This is a genomic window from Dietzia sp. oral taxon 368 (assembly GCF_002999155.1).
Taxonomy (GTDB): domain Bacteria; phylum Actinomycetota; class Actinomycetes; order Mycobacteriales; family Mycobacteriaceae; genus Dietzia; species Dietzia cinnamea.
In genome coordinates, this window is the sequence record NZ_CP027238.1 from 3,028,298 (window position 1) to 3,044,586 (window position 16,289).

Consider the following 16,289-nt stretch of genomic DNA (forward strand, 5'->3'; position numbering starts at 1 on the left):
GTGTCACCTCGCGTCGTTCGTCGCGGCCGACTCCGGCCGCCCCGCCGAGTCTTCCACGTCGGTGCCGTCCGTGTCCCCGGGCTCGGAGTCGGCATCGGCCGACCCACCGCTTCCGAGCGTCGCGAGGATCGACGCCGCGACGCCGGGCCCGATGCCGGGGACCGTGCACAGGTCCTCGACGGTGGCGGCGCGCAGCGCGGAGACGGTCGGGAACTTCTCGGCAAGCGCCGCGCGGCGGGCGGGGCCGAGCCCGGGGACGTCGTCGAGAACGGAGGCGGTCATCCGCTTGGAGCGCGCGCCCCGGTGCGCGCGGATGGCGAACCGGTGGGCCTCGTCGCGCAGGCGCTGGAGGAGGAACAGGCCCTCGCCGTGACGCGGGAAGATCACCGGGTACTCCTCGCCCGGCAGCCAGATCTCCTCGAGTCGCTTGGCGATGCCGATGACCGGGACGTCGGTCACGCCCAGCTCGGACAGGACCTCGGCTGCCGCCTCCACCTGCGGGCGCCCGCCGTCGACGACGAACAACTGCGGTGGGTACGCGAACCGGCGAGCGGGCGGGGCCGCCTCCGGGTCGCCCGCCTCGTCGTCGACCGGTCCGTCCGTCTCGTCCGGGGTGAGCGCCGGGTCCTCGTGATGACGACGGAAGCGTCGGCGGGTGACCTCGGCGATGCTGGCCACGTCGTCCGAGTGACCGTCCCCAGCGGCATCGCGGATCCGGTACAGGCGGTAGTCGCTCTTGCGGGGGATGCCGTCCTCGAACACCACGAGAGACGCCATGACGTCCGTGCCCTGGATGTGCGAGATGTCCACGCACTCGATGCGCAGCGGTGCGGAGTCCAGCTCGAGGGTCTCCTGGATCTCCTGCAGGGCGGCGGAGCGCGCGGTGAGGTCTCCGCTGCGGCGCAGCTTGTGCTGGGTCAGGGACTCGACTGCGTTCCGGTGGACCGTCTCGGCCAGGGCCCGCTTGTCCCCGCGCTGCGGCACCCGCAGGGAGACCCGGGAGCCGCGCAGGCCCGACAGCCAGTCGGTGAGCTCCTCCGAGTCCTCGGGCAGGGCCGGCACCAGCACCTCGCGGGGTACGGCGGAGGCGATGTCGCCGGACTCGGCGGCCTCGGCCAGATCGGCCTCCCCACCGTAGAACTGCGCGAGGTAGTCCGAGACCACACCGGGGACCGCCCGGGCCGCGTCGAACTCGCCGTCCTCGTCGATCCCGTGCGAGTGCTCGACCACCCATCCGCGCTGCCCACGGATACGACCGCCGCGGACGTGGAAGACCTGGACCGAGACCTGGAGCTCGTCGACCTCGACTCCCACCACGTCGGCGTCGGTCCCGTCGCCCAGGACGACCGCCTGCTTCTCCATGGCCCGGCGCATCGCGCCGAGGTCGTCTCGCAGACGCGCGGCGCGCTCGAAATCCAGGTCGGCGGAGGCCTCGAGCATCCGCTTCTCGATGCGCCGCATGATCGCGTCGGTCCGTCCGGCGAGAAAGTCGATGAGTTCGTTGACGATCAGCCGGTGCTCGTCCGGGGTGACCCGGCCGATGCACGGGGCCGCGCACTTGTCGATGTAGCCGAGCAGGCAGGGCCTCCCGAGCTGGGCCTGACGCTTGTACACGCCGGCCGTGCACGAGCGCACGGGGAACACCCGCTGCAGGGTGTCGAGGGTGTCGCGGATGGCCCACGCGTGGGAGTAGGGGCCGAAGTAGCGGGTGCCGGGGCGTCGGGGGCCGCGGTAGACGAACGCACGCGGCACCTCTTCGCCGACGGTGACGGCGAGCATCGGGTAGGTCTTGTCGTCGCGGTAGCGGACGTTGAACCGCGGGTCGTACTTCTTTATCCATGTGTACTCGAGCTGCAGCGCCTCGACCTCCGTCGAGACGACCGTCCACTGCACGCCGGCGGCGGAGGTGACCATCTGCCGGGTGCGCGGGTGCAGCAGTGACAGATCGGCGAAGTACGAGCTCAGCCGACTGCGGAGGTTCTTGGCCTTGCCCACGTAGATGACGCGCCCGTGCTCGTCACGGAAGCGGTACACCCCCGGCTCGGTGGGTATCGAGCCGGGGGCCGGGCGGTAGGAACGCGGGTCGGCCACGGCGCGTCAGCGGTCGGCGACGGTCTCGGGGTCGGCGGCCGAGGGCTTGTGGGCGCGGATGACCTCACGCAGCCGGGACATGGCCTCGACGCCGTCACGGCCGTCGAAGGACTGGATCGCCCAGATGCCCGCGTGCTCGTACGCCGGCAGTTCCAGCCGGGGCCAGGAGCTCGAGCGCGGGAAGGTCACCCCGACGATGTCCGCCCAGGCCCAACCGCGGGTGCGCAGAGGGCCGCGCAGCTCGACGCCCTGCTCGCCGGCGCGGACGCGGATGCGCAGGAGAGTGAGCAGGACGCCGGCGAAGATGAGGCCGGTGACGACGAAGGCCAGCTGGTCGGCGACGCCGATGGTGACGCCGGTGTCCCCGCGGACGAGGATGACGGCCCACACGACGTGGATGATGACGATGAGCACCGCCAGTGCGATCACGGTGGCGCGCATCCTGCGCGGGGTGTGCTCGAACTCCCAGGTGTCGTCGCTCATCGGATCGTCCTCAGCTCGCGCAGGGCGATGGCTGCGCCGAGGGCGGCTGCCACCGCCTCCCCGCCCTTGTCCTCCGCCGCGCCCTCGTGGCCGTCGCGGTCGCGGGCCTGGTCCTCGTCTTCGGTGGTGAGGACGCCGTGGGCGACCGGGGTGGCCTCGTCGAGGGCGATCCGGGTGAGGCCGTCGGTCACCGAGCGGCAGACGTAGTCGAAGTGGGGCGTGGCGCCCCGGATGACGACGCCGAGCGCGACCACGGCGTCGTGGGTGCGCGCGAGTTCCTGCGCCACGACGGGTAGTTCCACGGCGCCGGTGACGCGCGCGAGGGTGACGGCCGCTCCGGAGGCCTCGGCGACGGCCAGCGCCCGGTCCACGAGCTGGGTGCAGATCTCCTGGTGCCACGTCGAGGCCACCACGCCCAGCCGCAGCCCGCGGGCGTCTGGGACGACCAGTTCAGGTCTTCCACTGCCACTCATCGCTGATCCTCTCCGCCCACGTCGGCGCCGGCCGGGCCCTCGTCGAGCCCTTCGAGCAGGTGGCCCATCCGATCACGCTTCGTGCGCAGGTACCTCAGGTTCTCCGGCGTCACCGCGGTCGGCATGGGCACCCTGGCCACCACCTCTACCCCCCCGGCGCGCAGGGCGTCGGCCTTGGCGGGATTGTTGGTCATGAGCCGCACACGCGTCACCCCGAGGTCGCGCAGCATCTGGGCGGCGAGGCTGAAGTCACGGGCGTCGGCGGGCAGTCCCAGGTCGAGGTTGGCGTCGACGGTATCGCGGCCCGAGTCCTGGAGTTGGTAGGCGCGGAGCTTCTGGACCAGGCCGATTCCCCGGCCCTCGTGGCCCCGCATGTAGAGGACGATCCCGCGTCCCTCCTCGCACACGGCGGCGACCGCGGCGTCGAGTTGCGGGCCGCAGTCACAGCGCAGGGAGTGGAAGACGTCACCGGTGAGGCACTCGGAGTGGATGCGGACCGAGACCGGCTCGTCGCCGGAGATGTCGCCGGCGACCATGGCCACGTGCTCGACGCCCTGGAGGGTGTCGCGGTAGCCGTGGGCGGTGAGGGTGCCGGCGGGGGTGGGCACGCGGGCCGCGGCCTCGTGGACCACCTGCACCTCGTGTGCACGCCGCCAGGCTTGCAGGGCCTCGATGGTCACCATCGCCAGGCCGTGCTCATCGGCGAAGCGGCGAAGCTCGGGGGTGCGGGCCATGGTCGTGGGATCGTCCTCGGAGACGATCTCGCAGATCACGCCGGCGGGGCGCAGTCCGGCCAGCCGGGCCAGGTCGACCGCGGCCTCGGTGTGACCCGGTCGGGTGAGCACGCCACCGGGCCGGGCGCGCAGGGGCACCATGTGGCCGGGGCGGGTGAAATCGCCGGGCACCGTGTCATCGGCGGCGAGTAGGCGCGCGGTGCGGGCGCGGTCGGCGGCGGAGATACCGGTGGACACCCCGGTGCGGGCGTCCACTGTCACGGTGTAGGCGGTGTCGTGGCGGTCCTCGTTGATGGCCCGCATCGGCGGTAGGTCCAGGCGGAGGCAGTCCTCGGGCTCGAGCGCGACGCACACGTACCCGGAGGAATACCGGACGAGGAAGCCCATGAGTTCAGGGGTGGCGAGTTCGGCGGCGAAGATCAGATCGCCCTCGTTCTCGCGGTCCTCGCTGTCCACCACCACCACGGCCCGTCCCGCCGCGATGTCGGCGATGGCTCGCTCGATGCCGTCGAAGGTGGTCACTGCTGCGGGGTCTCCTAGTGTCTGACGAGCCCGGGCGTCGGCCGCGGGTCCGGGCTCAAGTATGGCGCATCCGGTCAGCGGGACCCGCCACCGCGTCCGTTCAGCAGTCGCTCGACATACTTGGCCAGCACGTCCACCTCGAGGTTGACCAGATCCTCGTGGGCCAGGTCACCGAGGATCGTGGCGTCGAGCGTGGTGGGGATGAGGGAGACCTCGAACCACGCGTCCGCCGCACCCGACGCGCTGACCGCCGAGACGGTGAGCGAGGTGCCGGAGACGGTGATGGACCCCTTCTCCACCACGTACCGGGCGAGGTCGGCGGGCAGGGAGATGCGCAGGACGTGCCAGTGCTCGTGCTCGACGCGGTCCAGGAGCCGGCCGGTGCCGTCGACGTGGCCCTGCACGATGTGCCCGCCGAACCGCGCGTCGGCGCGCATGGCGCGCTCGAGGTTGACGGGGTCCCCCGGCGCGAGGGCGGCCAGCGCGGTGCGGTCGAGGGTCTCGGCCATGACGTCCACGTCGAAGTGGCCGCCGGTCTCCCAGTCGGTGACGGTGAGGCAGACGCCGTTGACGGCGATCGAGTCGCCGTGGCCGGCGTCAGAGGTCACCAACGGGCCGCGGATCCGCAGGCGCGCCGAGTCGCCCCGACGGTCGATGGACTCGAGGGTGCCGAGCTCCTCCACGATTCCGGTGAACATCAGCGGGTTCCTTCCGTCGGCCTGGCTGTCATGCGCAGGTGGACGTCGGCGCCGAGGACGGTGGTCTCGCGGACGGTGAAGCCGTGCGCGTCTGCGAGCGTGGCGACGCCGGCCTCCTCGACGGCCGACCGTCCGCCTCCGAGTACGAGCGGGGCGATGTAGGCGTCGACCTCGTCGATGAGCCCGGCGGCCAGGAACGCCCCTGCCAGGCGCGGGCCCCCCTCGACGAGGACGTGACACACGTCGCCGAGCATCGCGAGCGCCTCGGCGGGGTCGCGGGTGGCGAGGTGCCGGAACCGGCCGTCGTCCCCACGGACGGCCGCGCCGGTGGGCACGGCGGACAGACCCATCACCGCCCGGAGGGGCTGGCGTGGGGCGGGGCGTCCGTCCTCGAGGCGGGCGGTCAGTGCGGGGTCGTCGGCGGTGAGGGTCCCGGTGCCGACGACGAGGGCGTCGATCTCCTGTCGCGTCGCGTGTGCGTGGTGTCGCGAGGCGGGCCCGGTGATCCACCTGCTCGACCCGTCGGCCGCGGCTACCCTGCCGTCCAGGCTGGCCGCGTATTTCCAGGTGACGAACGGTCGGCCGTGTGCCTGTCGGTGGAGCCAGGACCGGAGCGGGCCGTCCTCGGCGGCGCGGACCTCGTCGTCGTCGCCCCTGGCCACGTCGACGCCCGCCCGCCGCAGGGTGTCGGCTCCGCCGGCCGCCACAGGGTTGGGATCGGAGACGGCATATACGACGCGCGCGACGCCCGCGCCCAGAGCCCGCGCGGTACACGGTCCCGTGCGGCCGTGGTGGTCACACGGCTCCAACGTCACCACGAGCGTGCCGCCACGCGCGCGGTCACCGGCCTCGTCCAGGGCCACCACCTCCGCGTGCCGCCCGCCCGGGGCCTCGGTCGCCCCGCGGCCGACCACCGCGCCGGTCGCGTCGAGCACCACCGCACCGACAGGCGGGTTGGGAGTGCTCACGCCGAGAGCGGACCGGGAGACCGCGATCGCCTCGGCCAGGGCGTGGCGTTCCCGGCCGGGCGCGCCGTCCTGGGGCACGCTCACGTCCGCGCGGCGCGCGCCCGGTCGCGCAGGGTCTCGATCATCGCGTCGGGGTCCGGCGCGCCGTAGACGGCCGACCCGGCTACAAAGACGTCGCAGCCGGCGGCGGCGCACTCGCCGATGGTCCCGGCGTCGATCCCGCCGTCGATCTGGATGAGCACGTTCAGCCCGCGCCGGTCGATCTCGGCGCGTAGGGTGCGGACCTTGTCGAGCGACTCGGGCATGAACTTCTGGCCACCGAAGCCCGGCTCGACACTCATCACGAGGACCAGATCGAAATGATCGAGCAGTTCGAAGCACATCTCGGCGGGGGTCCCCGGTTTGATCGAGATCCCGGCCCGGCTCCCCTTGGCGTGCAACAGGTCCGCCACCGCCACCGGATCGTCGGCGGCCTCGAGGTGGAACGTCACGTTCGCGGCACCCGCGTCGACGTAGTCGCCCACCCACCGCAGCGGGTCCTCGATCATGAGGTGGCAGTCCATCGGCGTGTCCGTCACCCGACCCACGGCCCGGGCGACCGGCGCACCGAAGGACAGGTTCGGCACGAAGTGGCCGTCCATGACGTCCACGTGGATCCAGTCGGCGGACGGGATACGCTCGATCTCGCGATCCAGGCGGGCGAAGTCGGCGGACAGGATCGACGGCGCGATGAGCGGCTGGTACGACATGGCTCCCAGTCTAGGCGGGCGTGCTCCGGGGCTGCCCGACGGCGGGGACCGTCACCGGACCCGTGGTTCAGGCGGTCGGGCCCGTCAGCGACAGGCAGAACTCCAGCTGGTCCGCGACGATCTTCTCGAAGTGGGGGTCGACGTAGGGGTCGAAGTGCTCGCACGGGTACTCCAGATACCGGCCGTGCGGGATCCGCGCGGCGACGTCGTCGCGGAAATCGGTACGGCGTACCCCCGAATCGGCCACCAGCCGGTCGACGGCGGGATCGGCGTCGGCGCTCGTCATGACCGCCGTGTCCCCCGGGCGACCGACGAGAGGGATATTGCGCGGTTCCTGCTGCCGCATCGAGCGCCACAGGTCGTCGAGGACGGCCGGGGCGAGCCGGCGTGCGGCGGCGAGGCCAGTGGCGCGGAGGGCGGCCGGGCCGCTGACATGGGGCACCTGGGCGACGACCCCTGCCAACCGTTCCCCCGTCCCCGCGAGGGTGAGGACGTGCCCTCCGGAGAACGACGTGCCCCACGCGATGACGCGGCCGGGGTCGACCCCGGGCAGCGCGCGGGTGAAAGCGAGCGCGGACCGCCAGTCGTCCAGCTGGCGGCGGACGTCGAGCAGTTGACGGGGAGAACCGCCGCTCGCCCCGAAGTGCCGGTAGTCGAAAACCACCACGACGAACCCCGCGTCGCGGAACCGTTCGGCGTACGCGGGCAGACGCAGGTCCCGGATACATCCGAACCCGTGGGCCATGACGATCGTCGGGAGCTCTGCGGAAGGGTCACCGGCCAGCGCATCCGGACGGTAGATCCAGGCAGCACAGTCCACCCCGTGCGAGACGAACTGGGTCTCGTCACGCATCGTGCCTCCGTCGCAACGCGGCCATGAACATCGCATCGGTGCCGTGCCGGTGCGGCCACAACTGCACCCACGGGCCCTCCCCCGGCGCCGCGTGTGCGCCGCCCTCGCCGAACCCGCTCCCGATGCCCGCGAGGATCTCCCTCACGTCGAGGGTCTCCACGTCGTCCCGGCGTGCCGCCTCCCGGACCACCGACACCGTCTCCGACAGGTGCGGCGAGCACGTCGCGTACAGCACCACACCCCCCGGGCGGACCAACCGCAGAGCCGAGTCGAGCAGCTCGCGCTGCAGCGCGACCAGTCCCGGGATGTCCGCCGCGGTTTTGCGCCAGCGCGCCTCCGGGCGACGACGCAACGCGCCCAGGCCCGAGCACGGCGCGTCGAGGAGTACGCGGTCGAAGCCGGGCTCGAGCCCGGGATCTCGCCCGTCGGCCGTGTGCACGGTCACCGGCAGGCCCCGTGTGGCCTCCCGCACGAGGTCGGCCCGGTGCGGCGACACCTCGACGCCGGTGAGGGTCCCGCCCTCGATCTCCGCGAGCGCGCCCAACATCACCGCCTTGCCCCCCGGGCCGGCGGCCAGGTCGAGCCAGCGACCGGTGTCGGGGCCCGTGAGCGGGGCCCGCGCCGCGGCCAGCGCCACCAGTTGGCTGCCCTCATCCTGGACCGCTGCCAGCCCCTCCCGCACCGCGTCGAGCGTGCCCGGGTCCCCGGAGTCCAGGTGGACGGCGTACGGGGACAGCTCGCCTTCGCGCCCACCGGTGACCAGGGCCAGTTCCTCCGCCGAGATCGCACCGGGTCGCGCGGCCAGGTGGACCCTGGGCCGGGCGTCGTCGGCCGCGAGCAGGTCGGGTAGTTCCCCGGCGGCGGCGCCGAGCGAGTCGGCGAACGCGCGGGCGATCCACTCGGGGTGGGCGGTCCCCACCGCCATCCGCGCCACCGGGTCGGTCACCCCCTCGCGCAGCGCGTCGAGCCACGCGTCGAGATCCCGGGCCGAGACCTTGCGCAGCACGGCGTTGACGAACGCGCCCGCTCGGCCGAGGCCCGCCGTGCGCGCCGCCTCGACGCTGGTGTCGACGGCCGCGTGCGCGCCGATGCGCGTGAACAGCAGCTGGTAGGCGCCCAGCCGGATCAGGTCGAGGACCGGCGGGTCGATCTCCTCGACGGGGCGTGACGACGCGAGGGTGATGATCCGGTCGAGCAGCCCCTGCGCGCGCAGGGTTCCGTACGTGAGTTCGGTGGCCAGGGCCGCGTCCCGGGAGTCGAGCTTCGCCCGCCGCAGCTCGGCCGGGAGCGTGAGGTTGGCATAGGCCTGCCGTTCGCGGACGGCCGCCATCACGGCCAGCGCCACCGATCGCGCATCGGGCCGCCGCTGCGGTCGCTGTTGGTCTCTCGAGCGCTGCCGGTCGCCCGATCGCTGGCGGGCTCCCGAACGCGGGCCCCCTGACCGCTGCTGGCCGCCCGAGCGTGGGCGGTCTCCGCCGGTATCCCGGGGCCGGCCTCTGCCGTCTCCGCGCTTCGGGCCGCCTCCGCCGTGCCTGCTGTCGCCGTTTCCGGCGCCTCGGCCCCGCCCGCCGTCGGCGCTCACTCGAAGGCCGCCTCGTCGTCGAGGCGGGCGCCGCGGATCCAGTCGAGCGCGTTCATCATCTTCTTCCCCGGGGGCTGGATGGTCTCGATCGCCATGGGTGCGGAGGCGGTGCCGACGTGGAAGGTCCTCTTGTCCCACGCGATGCGCCCGGGCGCGAGGGCGGGTGCGGCGTCCTCGGCCGGGCGGGCGGAGCCGATCTTCACCCGCTGCCCGTTCAGCGTCGTCCACGCACCGGGCGCCGGGGTGACCGAGCGAATATGTCGGTCCACCGCCAGTGCGGGGTCGGTCCACCGCACCCGCGCGTCGTCGACGGTGAGCTTCCCCGCGTGGGAGACACCATCGGTCGGCTGTGGCACCGGGCGCAGGTCGCCCGCCTCGAGGCCATCGAGGGTTGCGACCAGCAGACCGGCCCCGGACTCGGACAGCCGCCCGAGGAGCTCGCCGGCCGTGTCGCGCGGCCGGACGGCCTCGGTCATCGTCCCCAGCACGGGGCCGGTGTCCATCCCCTCGTCGAGCCGGAAAGTCGTGGCGCCGGTGACCTCGTCACCGGCGGCGATGGCGGCATTGACGGGGGCGGCCCCCCGCCACGCGGGCAGGAGCGAGAAATGCAGATTGATCCAGCCGTGGGTCGGGATGTCCAGAACCGGCCGCGGCACCAGATGACCGTAGGCGACCACGGGAACGGCGTCGGGCGCCAGCTCGCGCAGCCGCTCGGCGAACCCGGCATCGCGGGCGTTCGGCGGGGTGAGGACCTCGATCCCGGCCGCGTCCGCGGCGGCCGCGACGGGGCTGCGGGACAATCCGCGGCCGCGTCCGGTGCGGGCGTCGGGACGGGATAGCACGGCCACCACCTCGTGGCGGTCACTGTCGAGGAGGGCCCGCAGGGACGGGACGGCGACCTCCGGGGTGCCGGCGAAGACGAGGCGCATGGCTCACCTCACCGCCATGGCGTCGGACAGTTGGTCGTAGACGACTCCGGCGCTGACGGCGGCGCTCCCGAACCACGCGGACGAGCGGATCTCCGCCATCGCGGCGCGGCGACGCTCCGGGGTGAGCCGCTGGAGGAACAGCACACCGTCGAGGTGGTCGATCTCATGCTGAACCGCGCGGGCGAGGATACCGTCCGCCTCGAAGCTGACGGGTGCACCCTTGATGTCGAACCCGCGTGCGCGGAGCCGGGCGAACCGCTCCGTCGGCATCGACACCCCCGGGATGGAGAGACAGCCCTCGTTGACCTCGGTCGTTTCGTCCCCGATGGCTTCCCACTCCGGGTTGACCAGGTGGCCCCGGCGACCTCCACAGGTGTAGACGAACACACGGGTGGACAGGCCGATCTGCGGGGCGGCGAGACCGGCACCCTCCTCGTGCGCGACCGTGTCCATGAGGTCCGTCACCGTCCGCGCCAGCCGGTCGTCGAAGGAGGTGACGGGATCGGCGGCGGTCCTCAGGACGGGATCGCCGAAGAGCCGGACGGGGTGGACGGTCATGCGTATCGGGTCTCCTCGGGGCGTCGGTGGTGAACGGCCATTCTAGGCGCTGCTGCGGTCATCCGATGTTCACGGGATCCAGGCGGACGCGCAGCGGATGGGTGGAACGTCTGCCCGCCCGCCGGACGATGAGCGCGCGCAGCTCCGCGGCGACGTCGTTCAGCATCGCCGGGGGGACCCGTAGGAGGACCCGCTCCGGATCCTCCACCTCGTCATGGCCGGGCAGCTCCTCACCAGCGGGGAGGTCCACCGGGCCGAGCACCTCGACGCTGTCGGCGAACCGGAAGTCCTCGAGGAACTCCGCCAGCGCCGCCGCGGGTCCGTCGACCGCCATCATGTGGACCGCCGGTGGGAACCCGACCTCCGCACGGTCGGCGAGCTCGCGCTCCGCCCAGCCCTGTGGGTCCCACCGCACCAACGCCTGCGCGACCGCGGACCCGGAGTCCGCTGACAGGAACACCCTGCCGCCCTCGTCGGCCGGGCGGACGAGTCCGGCGGCGCCGATCCACAGTCGGAGCGCGTTCTGCACGGCCCGTAGGTCGGGCCGGCCGAGCAGGGCCCACGAGTCCAACAGCAGCGCGGCGCCGTAACCGCCCTCGGCGACGGGCTCCGCGCCGGGGGTGGACACGATGATCGCGGGACTCGCGGGCACGGAGTCGAGGATCTCCCCTCCCCCGCTCGTCCGGATCCGGACACCGGGGAACATCCGGCCCAACTCTTCGGCGGTGCGTCCCGCGCCCACGACCCCGGCGCGCAACGCGCGCGATCCGCAGGCCACGCATCGGAACCCCGGCTCGGGCGCTCCGCACCACCCGCACGCCAGCTCGACCGGCCCGTGGATCTCGTCCATCCGGCCGGCGCGAAGGGGGCCGTTGCAGCGACGACACCGGGCGGGCGTCCGGCAGGAACCGCACAGCAGAGTGGGAATGTACCCCTTCCGGGGGACCTGGACCAGGACCGGCGCGTCCACGTCGATCGACTCGCGGGCCATCGTCAGCGCGACGGCCGGCAGACGCGTACGGCCGCCTGCGACGTCGCGTGCCTGGATCGGGTCGGCGTCCGTCACAGCGACCACTCGCGGGGCCAGATCGCGGACCAGGCCGTCCCGGGGCCGGATCTCGTGTGCCCAGCCGGTCCGCACGTACTCCGCGACCTCGGGCGTCCGGTCCACCGACGTCAGCAGGAGCGGGATGCCCTCGAGCGCGGAACGCTGAGCGGCGACGTCACGCGTGTGCGGATACGGGGCGCGGGGTTCGACGAAGGAGTCGTCACCGTCGTCGTGGAGCACGATGAGGCCCGGTTCGGGGAGCGGGGCGAACACGGAGCTGCGTGTGCCCACGACGATCCGCGCATGACCGCGGACTGCGCGCAGCCAGCGGCGGTACCTGGCGGAGGGACCCACTCCCGCGGACAGGTCGGCGACGAGGTCCCGGCCGGTCGCCCCGCCCCCGACGACCTCGCGGCACGCCGCGGCGAGGCGGTCGACGTCACGCTGGTCCGGGACGATGAGCAGCACCTGCAGACCCCGTCGGCGGACGGAGTCCGCCAGCGTCGCCAACGACCGCGCCCAGTCCCGGCCCGGGGGAACTGTCCAGACCCCCCGGGCCGGCACACCCCCGGTGACCGCCTCGAGGAACCTGGCGACCATCGGGTGGTCCTCCCAGCCCGCCGGTAGTTCGACCGGACCGATCGACACCCCCTCGCGTGCGGCGGGCTCGGGCACGGACTTCTCCGCCGCCGCGTGCCGGGGAGGGATGGCCAGTCGGAGCACGTCGGACCGTGTGCCCACCCACCGGCGCGCGACGAGGTCGACCAGGCGCAGCAGCGCCGGGGTGAGCACGGGTTCCGGGGAGACCACGCGCTCGAGCCAGGCGAGCTCGCCCTGGTGACCGGTGTGTGCGGTGCGCTCGACGAGGAAGCCGTCGACCAGTCGGCCCGCGAAGCGCACCCGCACGCGGACGCCCGGGCGAGCCTCGGCCGACATCGACTCGGGCACCCGGTAGTCGAATTCGCGGTCGAGGTGGGCTACCCCGAGCAACGGCAGGACCCGGGCCACGGGGCGCTCGGCCGCCGCGACCCGGGTCGCCGGGCGCGTTGTCGTCACGTCGGGAATCCTCGCACCCCGCTACGACACCCGGGTGCGACGGCTCTACAGTCCGGCGGCCTTCTTGAGGTCCTCGACGCGGTCGGTGCGCTCCCAGGGCAGGTCGACGTCGGTGCGTCCGAAGTGGCCGTAGGCCGCCGTGGGGGCGTAGATGGGCCGCTTGAGGTCCAGGTCGCGGATGATGGCGCCCGGGCGCAGGTCGAACACCTCGGTCACGGCCTGCTGCAAACGGTCGATCTCGACCTTCTCGGTGCCGAAGGCCTCGACGAACAGGCCGACGGGGGCGGCCTTGCCGATGGCGTAGGCGACCTGGACCTCGACGCGCTCGGCCAGCCCGGCGGCGACGATGTTCTTGGCGACCCAGCGCATGGCGTACGCGGCGGAGCGGTCGACCTTGGACGGGTCCTTGCCCGAGAAGGCGCCACCGCCGTGACGGGCCATGCCGCCGTAGGTGTCGACGATGATCTTGCGTCCGGTCAGACCGGCGTCGCCCATCGGGCCACCGAGCACGAACCGGCCCGTGGGGTTGACCAACAGGCGGAAGTCGGAGGTGTCGATGTCCCCGGCCGCATCGGCCAGGACCGGGTCGATCACGTGGGCGGTGAGGTCGTCGCGCAGCGTGGTCTCGAGGTCGATGCCGTCGGCGTGCTGGGTGGAGATGACGATGGTGTCCAGCCGCACCGCGCGGTCACCGTCGTACTCGATGGTGACCTGGGTCTTGCCGTCCGGGCGCAGGTAGTCCAGCGTGCCGTCCTTGCGCACCTCGGTCAGCCGCCGCGACAGGCGGTGGGCCAGCGCGATCGGCAGCGGCATGAGCTCGGGGGTGTCCGAGCAGGCATAGCCGAACATCAGGCCCTGGTCGCCGGCGCCCTGGCGGGCGATGGCGTCCTCGACCGACTCGGTGGAGGTGCGCGCCTCGTGGGAGGTGTCCACGCCCTGGGCGATCTCCGGGGACTGCTGGCCGATGGAGATCGACACGCCGCACGAGACGCCGTCGAAGCCCTTGTCGGAGGAGTCGTAACCGATCTCGACGATCTTGTCGCGGATGAGCTGCGGGATCTCCACGTACCCGGTGGTCTTGACCTCGCCGGCCACGTGGACCTGACCGGTGGTGACCATGGTCTCCACGGCCACGCGGGCCGCCGGGTCCTGTTCCAGCATCGCGTCCAGGATCGAATCTGAGATCGCGTCACAGATCTTGTCCGGATGCCCCTCGGTCACGGACTCGCTGGTGAACAGCCGACGTGCCTGCGTCACAGTGCTTCTCTCTTCCATGGTGGGATCGCGTGTGATCGGTGCCGATCGCGTGAGAACGACACTAGTCGGTGCGGTCCGCGTCACTCCGTCGGGTCCTTCGGACGCTCACCGCTGCGACGGCGTCGAGCAGCCGGTCGGCCAGGAGGTCCTTGCTCGCCCGGTCCAGCGTAGTCTCGTCGCCGTCGGCGCCGAGGATCCAGCCCCCGTTGTCGTTCTGGCCGAAGGTGGTGTCCCGCCCGACCTCGTTGACGACGAGGAGGTCGCATCCCTTCCGGGCCAGCTTCGCGCGGCCGTGCTCGAGGACCGATCCGGAGGAGTCCCCCGTCTCGGCGGCGAAGCCGACGAGCACGCACTCGGCGGGGACGTCCCCGGCGGCGCGGGCCGCGACGAGGTCGGCCAGGATGTCGGGATTGCGCTGCAGCCGGATCTCGGCCGGCTCGGAATCGCTGCCCTTCTTGAGCTTGGACTCGGAGACGTCCGCCGGCCGGAAGTCTGCGACGGCCGCGGCTTTGACGACGACATCTGCGTGGGCGGCAGCGCGCAGGGTCTCCTCTCGCAACTCCAGCGCGGACTCGATGTGCACTGCCTCGACGGCCGCGGGCACCGGGAGGTCCGAGGACGTCACCAACGTGACCCGGGCGCCACGGGCGGCGGCCACCGCGGCGATCGCGTGTCCCTGCTTGCCGGAGCTACGGTTGCCGAGGAACCGGACCGGGTCGATCTCCTCGCGGGTACCGCCGGAGGTCACCACGACGTGCCGACCCGACAGATCCCACGGCAGGGTCCCGCCGTCGAGGAGGAGCCACGCCAGCCGGGCGATGTCCGACGGCTCGGGTAGGCGCCCGGCGCCCGTGTCGGCACCGGTGAGACGTCCGGAGGCCGGGGGCATGACGTGCACCCCGTCCCCGCGGAGGGTGTCGACGTTCCGCCGGGTGGCGGGGTGCTCCCACATCTCGGTGTGCATGGCAGGGGCGAGCAGGACCGGGCAACGTGCGGTGAGCAGCGTGGAGGTGAGGAGGTCGTCCGCCCGGCCGCTCGCCGCGCGGGCGAGCAGGTCGGCGGTGGCGGGGGCGACGACGACGAGGTCCGCCCGTTGCCCGAGGGCGACGTGGCGGACCGACGGCACGTCCGAGAACACCCCGGTGGAGACGGGGTTACCGGACAGTGCCTCGAACGTGGCGGTCCCGACGAATCGCAGGGCCGCCTCGGTGGGGACGACGTCGACGTGGCATCCGGACTCGGTGAGGAGCCGGATCAGGCCGCAGGCCTTGTAAGCGGCGATCCCGCCGCCCACGCCGACGACGACACGCTTGCCGCGCATGTCGTCCCCGGTGGGGCTCACTCTCCCTCGGCGCAGTCGAGCAGATCGGAGTGCAGCTCGCGCAGCGCGATGGTCAGCGGCTTCTCGTGCAGCCCCGGGTCGACCAGCGGACCGACGTACTCGAGGATGCCCTCCTCGATCTGGTTGTAGTACGAGTTGATCTGCCGCGCGCGCTTGGCGGCGAAGATCACGAGCGCGTACTTGGAGGACGCCCGCTCGAGCAGCTCGTCGATCGGGGGGTTGGTGATGCCGATCGGGGTGTCGTACAGCGGGGTGGCCGCTGCGGCTTCGGTGGTGGCCACTATGGGATCTCCTCTGGGTACTGCGGGCGGTGACACCCGGGTGACGCTGGGACCGGCGCTAGTCGCGGCCGACCAGCAATGATACCAACTCGTCGACGGCGGCCTCGAGTTCGTCGTTGACGATGACCACGTCGAACTCGTCGCGGGCCTCCATCTCGACCTTCGCGGTCTCGAGTCGACGGGCGACCACGTCGTGGGGTTCGGTACCCCTACCACGCAGGCGGACCTCGAGTTCTTCCCATGACGGAGGTGCCAGGAAGACGGTCGTGCCCTCGGGTAGGGACTCGCGGATCTGACGGACCCCGGCCAGATCGACCTCGATGAGGACCGGCCGACCCTCGTCCAGGGCGCGGCGGACCGGCTCGGCGGGGGTACCGGAGAGCTGGAGGCCCCGGTGGATCTCGGCCCACTCCAGCATGCGGCCCCCCGCGACCGCGTCGCGGAACTCCTCCGTGGTGACGAAGTGATAGTCGCGACCGTCGACCTCGCCGGGGCGGGGATCGCGGGTGGTCATGGAGACGCTGAAGTAGAGATCGGACAGGCGCTCGCGCAGGCGGGCGACGACGGTTGACTTGCCGACAGCGGAGGGGCCGGCCAAGACGATCAGCCGGCCCCTCTTCGCCGTCGCCTCCGGGGCGGCCCCGGACGACGGTGTGTTCATTCGC

16 protein-coding genes are annotated in these 16,289 nt (G+C 72.6%); all 16 read right to left on the reverse strand.

The window, feature by feature from the left end; genetic code table 11:
• Nucleotides 1-3 precede the first annotated feature (3 nt).
• Nucleotides 4-2,091, reverse strand: a complete 2,088-nt coding sequence (uvrC, locus tag C3V38_RS14125) for an excinuclease ABC subunit UvrC (RefSeq protein WP_106386081.1) — start codon at nucleotides 2,089-2,091, stop codon at nucleotides 4-6.
• Between the two features lie 6 nt (nucleotides 2,092-2,097).
• Nucleotides 2,098-2,574, reverse strand: a complete 477-nt coding sequence (locus C3V38_RS14130; RefSeq protein ID WP_106386082.1) for a PH domain-containing protein — start codon at nucleotides 2,572-2,574, stop codon at nucleotides 2,098-2,100.
• Entirely contained in the window at nucleotides 2,571-3,047 is a 477-nt protein-coding gene (ribH, locus tag C3V38_RS14135; RefSeq protein ID WP_007628592.1) for a 6,7-dimethyl-8-ribityllumazine synthase, read from the reverse strand. Before ribH ends, C3V38_RS14130 begins: the two co-directional genes overlap by 4 nt.
• Complete coding sequence (locus C3V38_RS14140; protein ID WP_070722847.1) at nucleotides 3,044-4,303, reverse strand: bifunctional 3,4-dihydroxy-2-butanone-4-phosphate synthase/GTP cyclohydrolase II; 1,260 nt, start codon at nucleotides 4,301-4,303, stop codon at nucleotides 3,044-3,046. The genes ribH and C3V38_RS14140 overlap by 4 nt, the downstream gene beginning before the upstream one ends.
• Before the next feature lie 74 nt (nucleotides 4,304-4,377).
• Nucleotides 4,378-5,001, reverse strand: coding sequence for a riboflavin synthase (locus C3V38_RS14145; protein WP_106386083.1), 624 nt, complete (start codon nucleotides 4,999-5,001; stop codon nucleotides 4,378-4,380).
• Nucleotides 5,001-6,053 carry a bifunctional diaminohydroxyphosphoribosylaminopyrimidine deaminase/5-amino-6-(5-phosphoribosylamino)uracil reductase RibD gene (gene ribD / locus C3V38_RS14150; RefSeq protein ID WP_106386084.1) on the reverse strand — a complete coding sequence of 351 codons (1,053 nt, stop codon included), beginning with the start codon at nucleotides 6,051-6,053 and terminating at the stop codon, nucleotides 5,001-5,003. The genes C3V38_RS14145 and ribD overlap by 1 nt, the downstream gene beginning before the upstream one ends.
• Nucleotides 6,050-6,718: a ribulose-phosphate 3-epimerase gene (rpe, locus tag C3V38_RS14155; RefSeq protein WP_106386085.1), complete on the reverse strand. Its 669-nt coding sequence runs from the start codon at nucleotides 6,716-6,718 to the stop codon at nucleotides 6,050-6,052. The genes ribD and rpe overlap by 4 nt, the downstream gene beginning before the upstream one ends.
• A 67-nt stretch (nucleotides 6,719-6,785) precedes the next feature.
• Nucleotides 6,786-7,571, reverse strand: a complete 786-nt coding sequence (locus C3V38_RS14160) for an alpha/beta hydrolase (RefSeq protein WP_106386086.1) — start codon at nucleotides 7,569-7,571, stop codon at nucleotides 6,786-6,788.
• The gene (locus tag C3V38_RS14165; protein WP_106386087.1) at nucleotides 7,564-8,916 is read right to left on the reverse strand and encodes an RsmB/NOP family class I SAM-dependent RNA methyltransferase; all 1,353 of its coding nucleotides are present in this window, start codon (nucleotides 8,914-8,916) and stop codon (nucleotides 7,564-7,566) included. The genes C3V38_RS14160 and C3V38_RS14165 overlap by 8 nt, the downstream gene beginning before the upstream one ends.
• A gap of 233 nt (nucleotides 8,917-9,149) precedes the next feature.
• Entirely contained in the window at nucleotides 9,150-10,082 is a 933-nt protein-coding gene (gene fmt / locus C3V38_RS14170; protein WP_106386088.1) for a methionyl-tRNA formyltransferase, read from the reverse strand.
• Nucleotides 10,083-10,085: 3 nt separating this feature from the next.
• Nucleotides 10,086-10,640, reverse strand: a complete 555-nt coding sequence (gene def, locus C3V38_RS14175) for a peptide deformylase (protein WP_106386089.1) — start codon at nucleotides 10,638-10,640, stop codon at nucleotides 10,086-10,088.
• Between the two features lie 58 nt (nucleotides 10,641-10,698).
• On the reverse strand, nucleotides 10,699-12,744 hold the full coding sequence (locus tag C3V38_RS14180) for a primosomal protein N' (protein WP_106386090.1): 2,046 nt from the start codon (nucleotides 12,742-12,744) through the stop codon (nucleotides 10,699-10,701).
• Nucleotides 12,745-12,789: 45 nt separating this feature from the next.
• Nucleotides 12,790-14,001 carry a methionine adenosyltransferase gene (gene metK / locus C3V38_RS14185; RefSeq protein ID WP_174705787.1) on the reverse strand — a complete coding sequence of 404 codons (1,212 nt, stop codon included), beginning with the start codon at nucleotides 13,999-14,001 and terminating at the stop codon, nucleotides 12,790-12,792.
• Between the two features lie 61 nt (nucleotides 14,002-14,062).
• Nucleotides 14,063-15,343 (reverse strand): bifunctional phosphopantothenoylcysteine decarboxylase/phosphopantothenate--cysteine ligase CoaBC, encoded by a 1,281-nt coding sequence (gene coaBC / locus C3V38_RS14190; RefSeq protein WP_174705788.1) that lies wholly within the window; start codon nucleotides 15,341-15,343, stop codon nucleotides 14,063-14,065.
• Nucleotides 15,340-15,624 (reverse strand): DNA-directed RNA polymerase subunit omega, encoded by a 285-nt coding sequence (gene rpoZ, locus C3V38_RS14195; RefSeq protein WP_061228655.1) that lies wholly within the window; start codon nucleotides 15,622-15,624, stop codon nucleotides 15,340-15,342. Before rpoZ ends, coaBC begins: the two co-directional genes overlap by 4 nt.
• 58 nt (nucleotides 15,625-15,682) lie before the next feature.
• A complete protein-coding gene (gene gmk / locus C3V38_RS14200; protein WP_061228656.1) occupies nucleotides 15,683-16,285 on the reverse strand; it encodes a guanylate kinase in 603 nt (200 codons plus the stop codon).
• Between the last annotated feature and the right edge of the window lie 4 nt (nucleotides 16,286-16,289).

What these genes read in the sequence shown, in the direction of transcription:
- C3V38_RS14130 (WP_106386082.1), bottom strand. Translation starts at nt 2,574, where the DNA reads ATGAGCGACGACACCTGGGAGTTCGAGCACACCCCGCGCAGGATGCGC.
- ribH (WP_007628592.1), bottom strand. Translation starts at nt 3,047, where the DNA reads ATGAGTGGCAGTGGAAGACCTGAACTGGTCGTCCCAGACGCCCGCGGG.
- C3V38_RS14145 (WP_106386083.1), bottom strand. Translation starts at nt 5,001, where the DNA reads ATGTTCACCGGAATCGTGGAGGAGCTCGGCACCCTCGAGTCCATCGAC.
- rpe (WP_106386085.1), bottom strand. Translation starts at nt 6,718, where the DNA reads ATGTCGTACCAGCCGCTCATCGCGCCGTCGATCCTGTCCGCCGACTTC.
- C3V38_RS14160 (WP_106386086.1), bottom strand. Translation starts at nt 7,571, where the DNA reads ATGCGTGACGAGACCCAGTTCGTCTCGCACGGGGTGGACTGTGCTGCC.
- fmt (WP_106386088.1), bottom strand. Translation starts at nt 10,082, where the DNA reads ATGCGCCTCGTCTTCGCCGGCACCCCGGAGGTCGCCGTCCCGTCCCTG.
- def (WP_106386089.1), bottom strand. Translation starts at nt 10,640, where the DNA reads ATGACCGTCCACCCCGTCCGGCTCTTCGGCGATCCCGTCCTGAGGACC.
- gmk (WP_061228656.1), bottom strand. Translation starts at nt 16,285, where the DNA reads ATGAACACACCGTCGTCCGGGGCCGCCCCGGAGGCGACGGCGAAGAGG.